General features: G+C 32.6%; 11 protein-coding genes. 2 read left to right on the top strand and 9 right to left on the bottom strand.

The window, feature by feature from the left end; genetic code table 11:
• Positions 1-103: 103 nt before the first annotated feature.
• From lpdA to truA, 5 genes are all read right to left on the bottom strand, one after another.
• A complete protein-coding gene (gene lpdA, locus WFZ86_RS10130; protein ID WP_342691830.1) occupies positions 104-1,492 on the bottom strand; it encodes a dihydrolipoyl dehydrogenase in 1,389 nt (462 codons plus the stop codon).
• Between the two features lie 521 nt (positions 1,493-2,013).
• On the bottom strand, positions 2,014-2,304 hold the full coding sequence (locus WFZ86_RS10125) for a ubiquitin-like protein (RefSeq protein ID WP_342691829.1): 291 nt from the start codon (positions 2,302-2,304) through the stop codon (positions 2,014-2,016).
• Between the two features lie 344 nt (positions 2,305-2,648).
• The gene (locus WFZ86_RS10120) at positions 2,649-2,942 is read right to left on the bottom strand and encodes a ubiquitin-like protein (protein ID WP_342691828.1); all 294 of its coding nucleotides are present in this window, start codon (positions 2,940-2,942) and stop codon (positions 2,649-2,651) included.
• 177 nt (positions 2,943-3,119) lie between these two features.
• The gene (locus WFZ86_RS10115) at positions 3,120-4,874 is read right to left on the bottom strand and encodes an ABC transporter ATP-binding protein (protein ID WP_342691827.1); all 1,755 of its coding nucleotides are present in this window, start codon (positions 4,872-4,874) and stop codon (positions 3,120-3,122) included.
• Between the two features lie 121 nt (positions 4,875-4,995).
• Positions 4,996-5,742, bottom strand: coding sequence for a tRNA pseudouridine(38-40) synthase TruA (truA, locus tag WFZ86_RS10110; protein WP_342691866.1), 747 nt, complete (start codon positions 5,740-5,742; stop codon positions 4,996-4,998).
• Positions 5,743-6,094: 352 nt separating this feature from the next.
• Between truA and WFZ86_RS10105 the strand changes: the two genes are divergently transcribed.
• The gene (locus tag WFZ86_RS10105) at positions 6,095-6,586 is read left to right on the top strand and encodes a metallophosphoesterase family protein (RefSeq protein ID WP_342691826.1); all 492 of its coding nucleotides are present in this window, start codon (positions 6,095-6,097) and stop codon (positions 6,584-6,586) included.
• On the opposite strand, the gene WFZ86_RS10100 is transcribed toward WFZ86_RS10105, so the two are convergent.
• The 4 genes from WFZ86_RS10100 to WFZ86_RS10085 all read right to left on the bottom strand — a co-directional run bounded on the left by WFZ86_RS10100 (position 6,587) and on the right by WFZ86_RS10085 (position 11,287).
• Positions 6,587-8,278 carry a tetratricopeptide repeat-containing sensor histidine kinase gene (locus tag WFZ86_RS10100; protein ID WP_342691825.1) on the bottom strand — a complete coding sequence of 564 codons (1,692 nt, stop codon included), beginning with the start codon at positions 8,276-8,278 and terminating at the stop codon, positions 6,587-6,589.
• A gap of 74 nt (positions 8,279-8,352) precedes the next feature.
• Complete coding sequence (locus WFZ86_RS10095) at positions 8,353-9,912, bottom strand: tetratricopeptide repeat-containing sensor histidine kinase (protein WP_342691824.1); 1,560 nt, start codon at positions 9,910-9,912, stop codon at positions 8,353-8,355.
• Between the two features lie 179 nt (positions 9,913-10,091).
• A complete protein-coding gene (locus tag WFZ86_RS10090) occupies positions 10,092-10,799 on the bottom strand; it encodes a response regulator (protein WP_342691823.1) in 708 nt (235 codons plus the stop codon).
• Positions 10,800-10,873: 74 nt separating this feature from the next.
• Positions 10,874-11,287, bottom strand: a complete 414-nt coding sequence (locus WFZ86_RS10085; RefSeq protein ID WP_342691822.1) for a DUF4293 domain-containing protein — start codon at positions 11,285-11,287, stop codon at positions 10,874-10,876.
• Positions 11,288-11,470: 183 nt separating this feature from the next.
• Between WFZ86_RS10085 and rho the strand changes: the two genes are divergently transcribed.
• Entirely contained in the window at positions 11,471-13,306 is a 1,836-nt protein-coding gene (gene rho / locus WFZ86_RS10080) for a transcription termination factor Rho (RefSeq protein WP_342691821.1), read from the top strand.
• The last annotated feature ends 112 nt before the right edge of the window (positions 13,307-13,418 follow it).

Here is a 13,418-nt window from a genome sequence, read left to right as displayed (position 1 = left end):
TTCTATGGTAAAAATGAAATTACATAAAAAAATCCGTTTTGTTATACACAAAACGGATTCTATATTTATCTATAATCTACTTAAGAAGATTTAAAACAAAATGTTACAAGTGAATTACTTCTCCGTAAGCATCAGCTACGGCTTCCATAACCGCTTCACTCATAGTTGGGTGAGGGTGGATAGCTTTTAAGATTTCGTGACCTGTAGTTTCTAATTTACGAGCTACAACTGCTTCAGCAATCATATCCGTAACACCAGCACCAATCATATGACATCCTAACCATTCGCCGTATTTAGCATCAAAAATTACTTTTACAAAACCATCAGCAGCTCCAGAAGCTTTTGCTTTTCCAGAAGCAGAGAATGGGAATTTACCAATTTTCAATTCATATCCTTTTTCTTTGGCTTGTTTTTCTGTCAAACCAACAGAAGCAATTTCTGGCGTTGCATAAGTACAACCTGGTACATTTCCGTAATCGATTGGGTCAACATGAAGACCAGCAATTTTTTCAACACAGTTGATTCCTTCTGCAGAAGCAACGTGCGCCAAAGCTTGACCAGGAGTTACATCTCCAATAGCGTAGTAACCAGGTATGTTAGTAGCATTATAAGCGTTCACTAAAATTTTATCTCTATCAGTAGCAATACCTACTTCTTCTAATCCAATGTTTTCGATGTTGGTTTTGATTCCAACAGCTGATAATAAAATGTCTGCTTCTAAAACTTCTTCACCTTTAGCAGTTTTTACATAGGCTTTTACTCCAGCACCAGTAGTATCGATGCGTTCTACAGAAGAGTTAGTCATAATTTTAACTCCTGCTTTTTTCATAGAACGTTCCATTTGTTTTGAAATGTCTTCGTCTTCTACAGGAACAATATTTGGCATAAATTCTACAATAGTAACATCTGTTCCCATTGAGTTGTAGAAATGTGCAAACTCTACTCCAATTGCTCCAGAACCTACAATAATCATAGATTTAGGCTGAGTTGGTAAAGTCATGGCTTGTCTGTAACCAATTACTTTTACACCATCTTGAGGTAAGTTAGGTAATTCACGAGAACGAGCACCTGTAGCAATAATGATATGGTCAGCACTGTATTCAGTTACTTTTCCATCTTTATCAGTAACGTCTAGTTTTTTTCCAGCTTTTAGCTTTCCAAATCCGTCAATAACGTCAATTTTATTTTTTTTCATTAAGAACTGAACCCCTTTGCTCATTCCGTCAGCTACACTACGGCTACGGTTTACTACAGCACCAAAATCTTTGTCAAATTCTTTTACAGTCAATCCATAGTCAGAAGCATGTTTTAAATAATCAAAAACTTGTGCTGATTTTAGTAAGGCTTTGGTTGGGATACATCCCCAGTTCAAGCAAACGCCACCAAGGTTTTCTTTTTCTACAACAGCAACTTTAAAACCTAATTGTGAAGCTCTAATGGCTGTAACATAACCTCCAGGACCACTTCCTAAAACTATAATATCGTATTTCATTTTTTTTAATTTTTAATTTTTAAAATAGGATGAATTTGTGTGTAAAAAAATCATGGTGTTTTTTTCACTCGGTCACAAAATTAAGGATTTATTCTGTTTTGAGAAAGTTTAAATTTTTAATATCTGCAAAGATTTTAAAAACGAACAAATTCTATTAAAAAGTTCTACTTAAATCTGTAAAATGAAGGGAAGTACTAAAGAAATGACATTACATTTGAAATGTCTTGTTAATGCGTGGGTATTACGAATCTAGCCAATTTTTGAAATTATTAATTTCTTTTTTACTGATGAAAATTGCATAAGATTAGACAGGAGGGACATTTAGAAGCAATTCTACAGTCTTATGATAAAAGGGTTCCACTTTAATTAAAAGTCAAACCCTTTTATTTTAATGTTATATACTTTTTAGGACATTATCTTTTGTTTCCTATTTTGGGTTGATAACGAAGTTATAAGTGTATCAAAATCCAGTTTTAAATGCACTTAAATACATTGTCATCTTCTTTAAAAGAAACAATTAATTATGGACAAGGATTTCTAAGAACCATATGTATCGTCATTTCTTTTTGAATGTTATAATCACATAATGTCCTTCCGTCTTCAAGTTGTTTACCTGCATATATTAGCCTTATACAATTAGGATCAATTCCTTCTTTATCTCGTATTTTAGATTTAATATTATCAACAGTATCTGAACATTCAACTTCAAGCGTTATAGTTTTTCCAGTCAAAGTTTTTATAAAAATTTGCATGGAAAACGCATTAAGCGAACAGGCTAAAAATAAAACGATAATTAATATTTTTTTTTTCATGAGTTTTTTTTAAAAAGATTTTTATTTTTCAAACTTACTTATTTATAAGAATACAGATGTTTTTTTTTGAGTTGTATTAAATTCACTTAGGCTTAAATATAACGAATGATCGTAGTTTTAGCATTTGAGTGTTTGTAAGATTTTGAAGCTAGAGGGTTTCGCTAAGCAAATTAGCTACTGAAAATTGAATTATATTCGTCTCAAGAAACATTTAAAATCAATTCTACGGTCATATTAAAAAAGGGATCAATTTTAATTAAAAAGTCAAACCCTTTAATTTTAATTATTAAACATTTTTTAAAAGTGTTTTTTGTTACTTATTTATTTATTTATTTATGAAACAATTAATTGCATGGATAACTAATGATCAGATGTATTATGGAATCTTTTTGAATGTTATAATCAGACAATGTTCTGCCGTCTTCAAGTTGTTTTCCTGCAAATATAATCCTTTGGCAATTAGTGAGAATTCCTTCTTTATCTTGTATCTTAGCTTTAATTTTACTAATAGTATCATAACTTTCCACCTCAAGAGTAATGGTTTGTAAAGAATTAGCAACTCTAACAATAATTTGCATTGAGAATGCATTAACTGAAAAAGCTAAAAATAAAACGGTAATTAATATTTTTTTTTTCATGAGTTTTTTTTAAAATGATTATTTATTTTTCAAATTTACTTATTTATTTGTAAGAATACAAGTGGTATTTTTGGGTTGTATTAAATTCACTTAGCCTTAAATATAATGAATGATTGTAGTTTTAGTGTTTTAGAGATTGTAATGTATTGATAATAATTTACAGTCTTTTTGTAAAAGCTAATTCGCTATCGAAAACTGCGAATCGTACAGGTTTTTATAAAACCCTTTTTCTAGATTGATTAATTCCTGATGCGTTCCTTGCTCTACAATTAAACCTTTGTCCATGACTACGATTTTGTCTGCGTTTACAATAGTAGCCAAACGGTGCGCAATCACTATTGAGGTTCTGCCTTGTGTAATGGTTTCGGTAGCTCTCTGAATCAATTCCTCAGAATAGGTGTCGATAGAAGAAGTGGCTTCATCCAAAATCAAAATACTTGGATTAGAAACAAAAGCTCGTAAAAACGCAATCAATTGACGTTGACCAGATGAAAGCATAACCCCGCGTTCTTTGACATCAAAATTATAATCATCAGGCAAACTCATAATAAAGTCATGCACCCCAATTTTTTTGGCAGCCGCTAGTACTTTTTCTCTCGTGATTTCTGGATTGTTAAGAGTAATGTTGTTGTAAATAGTATCGGCAAACAAAAACACATCCTGAAGCACCACAGCAATTTGTTTACGCAGTGAACTTAAAGTATAATTTTCAATATTGTGATGGTCTATATAAATGGAACCGCTGTTAATTTCGTAAAAACGATTCAATAAATTGATAATGGTCGATTTTCCTGCGCCAGTAGAACCAACAATAGCAATGGTTTGTCCAGCACTAACTTCTAAATCTATTCCTTTAATTACTTCTTCATCAGGAATATAACCAAAACGGACGTCTTTGAAAAGGATGTTTCCTTCAAAAATAGGCGCTTCTACAGTTCCAGTATCCTGAATTTGATCCTCAGTATCCAAAATATCAAACACACGATTGGCTGCAATCATTCCCAATTGCATTTCGTTGAATTTATCCGCGATTTGGCGCAAGGGATTGAATAGCATTCCGATAAACATAGTGTACGAAAACAAATCTCCAAATGTGGTAAAATGATCGCCATTCAATATTTTGATACCGCCATACAAAACGATAAATCCCAAAGTCAATGACGAGATAATATCAGCAATAGGGAAGAATATGGAGTTGTACAAAATCGTTTTTATCCACGCTTTTCTATGTTTATCATTGATGTTTTTAAATTTATCAAACTCAATATCTTCACGATTGAATAATTGTACGATTTTCATTCCCGTTACGCGTTCTTGTACGAAAGTATTCATATTCGCAATTTGGGTACGTACTTCCTCAAAAGCCACTTGCATTTTCTTTTGGAAGATACGTGTAAAAAACACCAAAACAGGCATAGCTACAATAACAATCCAGGTGAGTTTCCAGTTCATATAGAACATAAAAATAAGCACCACTAGCATTTTCATCAAATCACTAATAATCATAAAAAGTCCTTGACTAAAAATACGAGCAATGGCTTCAATGTCCGATACACATCGGGTTACGACTTGTCCAACAGGGACCAAATCAAAGTATTTCATTCTAAAACTGAGCAAATGTGCAAACAATTTAATTCGGATGTCTTTTACAATATCTTGCCCCAACCAATTGGCCCAAAACACAAAATAGAATTGCGAAAAGACTTCAAGAAGCAACACAATTCCCATCAAGGAAACGTAGAAAAGTAAACCTTGTTGGTCATGCGTTTTGATGTATCCATCGACCGTTTGCTTTAGCAAATATGGACGTAAGGCAGCAAAAATTGATAGGGAAATGGCAAACGCAATAACCCCATTAAATCGTAATTGATAAGGCTTTGTATATTTTAAAATTCTTTTGAATAATCGAGTATCGAATGCTTTTGCTTTCATGTTTAGGAGCTATTTCCCGCTATCCGTTTCAAATGTAATTCACTGAACTCCTATGTAAATAAAAGTTAAGTGAAGTAATCTTTTTTGTTTTTAAAGGAAAAACAAAAAAGGATTTCCACTACTATCGGGGCTGTTTTAGGTATTCATAATTGATTTCGGTTAAGTACAAACCATGTGCTGGAACCGAAAAACCTGCTTTTTCTCTGTTTTTGCTTTTTATGATGTTTTCAAAATCAACCAAAGTGATTTTATGTAATCCCACATTTACTAATGTTCCTACAATAGAACGCACCATATTTCGCAAAAAACGATTGGCCGAAATGGTAAAAATCAAACAATTTTTTTCCTTTCTCCAAACTGCGTCAAATATAGTGCAATCAAATGTATTTACGTCGGTATTCACTTTCGAAAAGCACTGAAAATCGGTGTGATTTAACAATAATTTAGCAGCTTCATTCATTAACGCCACATCTAAATCTTGATGATAATACCAACTTAGTCCCTCAAGGAAAGGATTTTTTATGGTATTGATATGGTATTCGTAAGTGCGTTTGGTAGCGTCAAATCGGGAATGCGCCTCATCGCTTACTGGGATAATGTCAAATATGACTATATCTTTTGGTAAATACGAATTGAGTTTGTGTACCAAACTTGCTGTTTCTAGTTTTTTTTCGCTATCAAAATGAGCATACATTTGGCTGGCATGTACACCAGTATCGGTCCTTCCAGCACCCATAATGTTGATAGTGGTGTTCAAAAGTACCGAAAGGGCTTTGTTCAGTGTTTCTTGTACAGAGCTGGCGTTGGGCTGGTATTGCCAACCGTGATAAGCTGTTCCGTTGTAGGCTAATTGTATAAAATACCTCAAGATTTTTTGTGATTTTTGGGTTGTAATCGTTTCATTGTGATGCAATGCTTTAGCAACGATTACTTGTTTTATTGGCTGCAAATTTACAATCTTTAGGCTGATTTTTTTTGATTTTATATCATTTTTGTAATTGCCTGAAAAAATGCCGAATGTTTGATTCTAGCCGGGAGGGAATATCCTTTTTTCTACACCTTGCTAAACCTGAGAGGTGTAGAAAAAAGATAGGAAGGACAGCGGGAATCCTTGTTTATTCTTGCCTTTTGTTTGGCTCCAAAAAAAGAACTTCAAATTTTGGGTAGAATGGGGGATAAGCGCTTATTTTTGCTGTCTTTTACTTTTAATCTTTAATTGAATGACCAAAATTCTTTTGCTTTCGGATACGCACAGCCACCTCGACGAGGCGATTTTGAAACATGTAGCTTGGGCAGATGAGGTCTGGCATGCTGGGGATATTGGTGAGTTGAGTGTGACCGATATTCTTAAAAAACTTAAGCCGTTGCGAGCTGTGTATGGTAATATAGACGGGACGGAAGCTAGGGCTGAATTTCCGTTACACAATAGGTTTATGTGTGAGCAAGTTTCGGTATGGATTACGCATATTGGCGGTTATCCAGGGAAATACAATCCTGCCATCAGAGATGAAATGGCAACGAATCCGCCTAAATTATTTATTTGTGGGCACTCTCATATTTTGAAAGTTCAGTTTGATAAGAAGCATAATTTATTGCACATGAATCCAGGCGCTGCCGGAAAAAGTGGTTTTCATCAGGTACGCACGCTGTTGCGATTTGTGATTGAGGGTGATAAAATTAAAGACTTGGAGATTGTAGAAATGAAAAAATAATTATTCAACAGGGACAAGAAGTTTTATGGAGGTCCCTTGATTTTTTCTGGACTTGATTACGAATTCTCCTTTCATGTTGTTGATTCGTGCTTTGATTCTATTGATGCCGTACCCATCGGTGCTGTTTTTTTGAAGGTCATCAAACCCTTTTCCGTTATCTTTTATCTTGATGGATAGTTGGTTGTTTTCAAGGGTTGTTTCTAGTTTAGCCCAATTGGCTTTACTGTGTTTTAAAATATTGTTTAGCAGTTCTGAGATAATGAAATAAATTTTCATTTCGAAAGCTTCATCAAATCGGGTTTGTGTATCGATGGTGTTAAAGAATTCAAATTTAATTTTTGAATTGGAGTTTTTTTCACACAAATCATCCAAGGCATATAATAAACCAAATCGTACTAAAAGGGAAGGCATCAATTCATGCGATAAGTCTCTTACTTTATGATGGGCATCTTCTAGAATGTATTTTGTTTTTATGATTTCATCAGATTGATTTTGACTCATCGTGCTAAAAACATTGAGATGCATGCCTGCAGAAGACAACAGAGCGCTGATGTTATCATGAAGAAACGCAGCAATTTTTTTACGTTCGGACTCTTGACCATCAATGGAAGCATTGATAATGTTTTGTTGCACTTTGCTCTGGATTTCTTTTAATCGATTGTATTGTTTTAGTTTCTCGTTTTGTGAAAAAGCATAAAAAATTAAGAAAACCAAGAGTGACAAGGTAATGACTAAAACGACAATTTTTTTGTTGCGCGATTGTTGCTCCAAATAATAGGTCTCCTTTGATTTGTAGGTGTTGGATATTTTATTTATTTCTCTTTTGTATTCTTCTACCTCAAGATTGATTCCAGTGTTTTTAGCAGTTTTTATTTTACTGTCGTTTAGAATTTGATTGTTTAAATCCTCGTATTTTTTGCTATACTTATAGGCTTGTTCAAATTTCTTTATTTTGGCCAAAAATAAGGAGTAGTTATAGTAGGTTACTGATAAATCAAATTTCTCGTTGCTTTTTTCACCGTATTGAATTGCCTTTTTATAAAAAACATCTGCGTTTATGGGGTCATTTTTGTATTCTGCATACAAGCCATTTAGCATATTTAATATAATTAAGGTTGACTCATCAGCAAATTCATTTTTATATTTATTCAAGTAATCAAGATATGATTTGCCTGTTTTGTATTGATTTTCCTGAAAATAAGCCCAAGTAATATTTAGTTTTCTCAAAAATATTTTAGTTGTATCAGCAATTTTTTGGGTGTGAAACAATGATTTTTTATAATATTCAATGCCTTTTTCTAAATCTTTTTTCTCGAAAAAATAAATATTAGCTAAGTTATTATATATTTTTCCTTTTAGGGTGTCGTCAGTTGTTTTGCTAGCATGTTTTAAACTCTTTTCGTAGTAAAAGAATGCTTTGTCAAGCATAAAAAGGTCGTCAAAATTAACTCCAATAATGTTATAGGATTTGGCAATCAAATAGTGGTTTTTTAAAAGGGTAGCTTGTTTTAGGGCTAAATTAGCTTGTTTTAAAGAAGTCTCATAACGGTCACTTTTCCAGTTTTCAATAGCTTTCTTGAGTAAAATTTGTGTTTTTTTTTCAGTAACAGTCTCTTGTTGAGCTAAACCAAAAGTTGGAAGTATGGATAGAATTAAAATGAATTTTGATAAAGATTTTAATTTATAAAACATAGTGATTAAATGGCGTTTACAAAGTCAAATATGAATATGTTAAAAGTAGTAATTAAAAACTAGCTTATACTTATCTAAACTATTGGAACGATTAATTCTATATTAGTTCCTTTACTTTTGTCTGAAATAATATATATTTCACCCATCATGTTATGAATTCTTGCTTTTATTCTGTTTAATCCAAAGCCTTCTATTATTTCATTGGCTTCAAAATCAAAACCGTTACCATTATCCTCGACTAGAATAGTAAGTTGATTATTATTCATCGTAATATGAAGTTTTCCTTTACTTGCCTTGCTATGTTTCAAAATATTGTTCAACAACTCAGAAACAATAAAATAAATTTTCATTTCGAAAGCTTCATCAAATCGGGTTTGTGTATCGATGGTGTTCAAAAAATCAAATTTAATTTTTGAATTCGAGTTTTTTTCACATAAATCATCCAAGGCATATAATAAACCAAATCTCACCAAAAGCGAAGGCATCAATTCGTGCGATAAGTCTCTTACTTTATGATGGGCGTCTTCTAGAATGTATTTTGTTTTTATGATTTCATCTGATTGATTTTGACTCATCGTACTAAAAACATTGAGATGCATGCCTGCAGAAGACAACAGGGCGCTGATATTATCATGAAGAAAAGTCGCAATTTTTTTACGTTCGGACTCTTGGCCATCAATGGTAGCATTGATAATGTTTTGTTGTACTTTGCTCTGGATTTCTTTTAATCGATTGTATTGTTTTAGTTTCTCATTTTGTGAAAAGGCATAAAAAATTAAGAAAACCAACAGTGAGAGCGTGATGACTAAAATCACAATTTTTTTGTTACGAGATTGTTGTTCTAACCAATAAGTTTCTTTTGATTTGTAACTATTGGATATTTTATCTATTTCTCTTTTGTATTCGTCTAATTCGAGATTAATACCCGCAACGTTAGCTTTTTTAAGCTTTTCCTCAGAATTAATTTCTTCATTTAATTTATTATACTGTTCGAGAAAGGCATATGCTTTTTTGTATTCTCCATTTTTATTCAAAAATTTTGAATATTCGAGATATGCATAGGATAGATCTGATTTTTCTTCTTCTTCAATTCCGTATTTCACTGCATTTTCAAAAAAGGCAGTAGCTTTTTTACTATCGTTTTTATTACTGTAATACATGCCATTTAACATGTTTGTGATACATTTTAAAGAGGTATCTCCATGTCTTGAAAAATTGGTATTTACAAACTGTAAATAGGGGTAGCCCTCATCAAATTTTTGTATATCAAAGAAAGCCCATGCCATATTGATTTTGGTAAAAACCATTTTGGTAGTATCTTTGATTTTTAGGCTATAGTCAATTGCTTTTGTGTAATGATATATTCCTTTTTTAAAGTCTTTTTTGTCGAAAAAATAAATATTACCTAAGTTGTTGTTAATGTTGTATTTGACGTAGTTACTGTTTGTTCTATCTGCAAAAATCAGCCCTTTTTTATAGTAAAACAACGCTTTTTCGTATTCGAGTAATCCGTCAAAATTACCACCTATGTTGTTGTAGATATGAGCGATCAGTTCAATGTCACCAGATAAAATGGCATGGCGTAATGCACTTCTAGATTGAATTAATGATTTCTCATATAATTCATTATTCATGTCATTTACCGCCTCTTTAACAAGTTTAATGAGTTCTTCTCTTGGGAGTTTTTTTTCTTGAGAAAAAGACTGTGTTGATGTAAAAAATAACAGGAAAAATATCCATGAAATTTTTATTTGTAGTATAGAAAAGTAGTTTGAAAATTGTGGAAGAAAATGCATCGTGTAAGTATACCAATTTAGGACTTGATCAGTTTGTGTTTTAATGCATATTTTACTATGCTTATGGTGTTTTTGGCTTTGATTTTTTTCATGATATTTTTTCGGTGTGTCTCTACGGTATTAGTACTGATAAACAATTGCTCGCTAATTTCTTTACCGCTATATTCAAGCGATATTAATATGATGATTTCTATTTCACGTTCTGTCAGTGTGGGATGAATTACTTGCGGGACTGACTTCAACTTTGGATTGTCTTTTGTTGCGGTGTTAAAGATTTTATTTTGTACAGTTTTACAAAAGTATTCTTGTCCCATCGTTATGACTTGTATGGCTTCTATGATACTTTCGCTTGCACATTGTTTGGTAAGATATCCGCTAGCGCCTAGTTTCATTACTTCTTTTACAATTTTTAAATCATCGTAACTTGATAAGATAATTACTTTGCAAGGAAATCCTTTTTTTGAAAATTCTTTAAGTACTTGAATTCCGTCCTTTTCTGGCATGCTTATGTCAAGAACTAGTACATCGGCATTGTTTTGAGTAACTTCTTCATAAATATTTGTGCCATTTAAAGAAGTCCCGACAATAGAGAATCCGGGTATAGTGTTTAATAGGGTCTTAATTCCGTCAATAAGTATTTGATGGTCGTCTGCTAAATGAATATTAATCGTTTGCATATTGTAGGTATAGTTCTTTTCAAATGTATTATTTTTAATTAAAAGCAAGTAGCATTTTTGAATAAAAAAACCCGAATTTAAAATTCGGGTTTCCTTCGCACAAATAAACTAAGTTTATAGGTTTATCTCAATCTGTCCACAGATTTTACAAGATCTTCATCCTTCTTGATGGCTTTATTAGCTAAAACTAATAACACGATAGCCAAGACAGGCGCAAACATCCCAATACCTTTCTCAGAAACCAATGGGGTTTCTCCAGATAAATTTAGCGAACGATATACAAACAATCCTAATAAAATTAAATTTAATATCATATTCAATCTGCCCATTACAAATTGATTTTGTCTCTTTTTAAATGAAAAAATACTAACCAAAGATAGCGTCGTACTTAATCCAAATAGACCAACATAAATTGGATTTTGCATAAAATAAAAGTCTTTGGCATCAGCCGTAATCCATAAAGGGAAAATATACGGTACTACCAAAGTAACCAAAAAGGCCAAAAATAAATAGATGGTTTGAATTCTTTGTATCATTTTACTATTATTCTAACGCAAAAATATATTTTTCTTTTTAATAAATACTATTGTATGATTGAATTTTATTCGTATTATTGCATTATAAATCCGTAAGCACTTCATACTGCGGTCGATTCAAGAAAAAAAATCTATTCTATTCTTCACAGGATTTCCCAAAATAAATAATCTAATAGAACATTCATGTTTGATATTTCTGCATTAAAAGAATTGAAGCTTTCTGAGCTTCAAGAAATTGCTAAAACAGCAAAAACAATAAAGTTTAACGGTGTAAAAAAAGAAACTTTAATTGGTCTTATTTTAGAGCATCAAGCAGCAACTTCCAAAGTTGATGAAAGTGTTGTTAAAGACACTGTGGATACAGAAAAGCCTAAAAGAGCTCGTATTGTACCCACTAAAAAAACAAACACTGTTGATAGTAATCCAACTACTCTTTTTCAAGAAGAGGATGCTAAAGTCTTGAAAGAGAAACAAGTTTCGTCTAATCCGGAAACGTTAGAATCTCCTGCTAGAGAATTTGTCAAAGCAGAAAATCATAAAGAAGCTGACGCTGCAAAAGGAAAAGTTAATAAAACGGTTAAGTTCAATAAATCGGCATACGAGAAGAAGATGGCGCTTCAGCGGGAAAAAGAAGAAGCAAAAAATGCAATAGAAGCTCCTGAAATATCAAATGACACCACTGCTTTTGTACCAGAAGAAACTGTTGAAAGCAAAACAACTGAAGTAATAGAGAACCCTATTCCTGCTAAAAAGATTAATCCTAATCACAATAAAAAGCAAAACGGGAATCCAAATCAAAACCCTAATGGGAACGGTAATAACGCCAATAATGGTAACGCTAATGGTAACCAAAATCCCAATTTCAAAAACAAGAAAAATAATTTTAAAGATGCCGATTTTGAGTTTGATGGTATCATTGAAAGTGAAGGAGTATTAGAAATGATGCCTGATGGGTATGGTTTTCTTCGTTCCTCAGATTATAATTATTTAGCTTCTCCTGATGATATTTATTTGTCAACTTCTCAAATTCGTTTGTTTGGATTGAAAACGGGTGATACCGTAAAAGGAGTGGTTCGTCCTCCTAAAGAAGGAGAAAAATATTTTCCATTAGTTCGTGTTTTAAAAATTAATGGACACGACCCACAAGTAGTTCGAGATAGAGTTTCTTTTGAACATTTAACACCTGTTTTCCCTTCAGAAAAGTTTAAGTTAGCTGAAAAACAAAGTACTATTTCTACTCGAATTATTGATTTGTTTTCTCCAATAGGAAAAGGACAGCGTGGAATGATTGTTGCACAGCCGAAAACGGGTAAAACCATGTTGTTAAAAGACATCGCCAACGCAATTGCTGCTAACCATCCAGAAGTTTATTTGATTGTTCTGTTAATTGATGAACGTCCAGAAGAGGTTACAGACATGCAACGCAGTGTAAGGGGTGAGGTAATTGCTTCCACTTTCGACAGAGAGCCTCAAGAACACGTGAAAATTGCTAATATCGTTCTAGAAAAAGCTAAGCGATTAGTAGAATGTGGTCATGATGTTGTGGTCTTATTAGACTCAATTACACGTTTAGCTAGGGCTTACAATACCGTTCAACCTGCTTCAGGAAAAGTCTTGAGCGGTGGGGTTGATGCTAATGCATTACAAAAACCAAAACGCTTTTTTGGAGCAGCAAGAAATGTTGAAAATGGAGGTTCTCTAAGTATTATTGCTACTGCATTGACCGAGACTGGCTCTAAAATGGATGAAGTTATTTTTGAAGAATTCAAAGGTACGGGTAACATGGAGTTACAGTTGGATAGAAAAATTGCTAACAAACGTATTTTCCCAGCTATTGATTTGACATCTTCAAGTACTAGACGTGATGATTTACTTTTAGATCAAAATACGTTGCATAGAATGTGGATCATGCGAAAATACCTTTCGGACATGAATCCTATTGAAGCGATGGATTTTATTAATGATCGATTTAAGAAAACCCGCAATAACGAAGAATTTTTGATTTCGATGAATGACTAATTCACTGCTGAAAGCAGAATATTTAGTAAGCAAAAGTTCGTGTTTTTAAATTCGGATTTAATATATAAAAAAGGAGCTGTCTAAAGTAAGGACAGCTTTTTTTTTGCAGTTT

This window comes from Flavobacterium polysaccharolyticum (genome assembly GCF_038739875.1).
Taxonomy (GTDB): Bacteria; Bacteroidota; Bacteroidia; order Flavobacteriales; family Flavobacteriaceae; genus Flavobacterium; species Flavobacterium polysaccharolyticum.
Note: the sequence above shows the minus strand (reverse complement) of the source record. Positions and strands in the feature narration are given on the sequence as shown.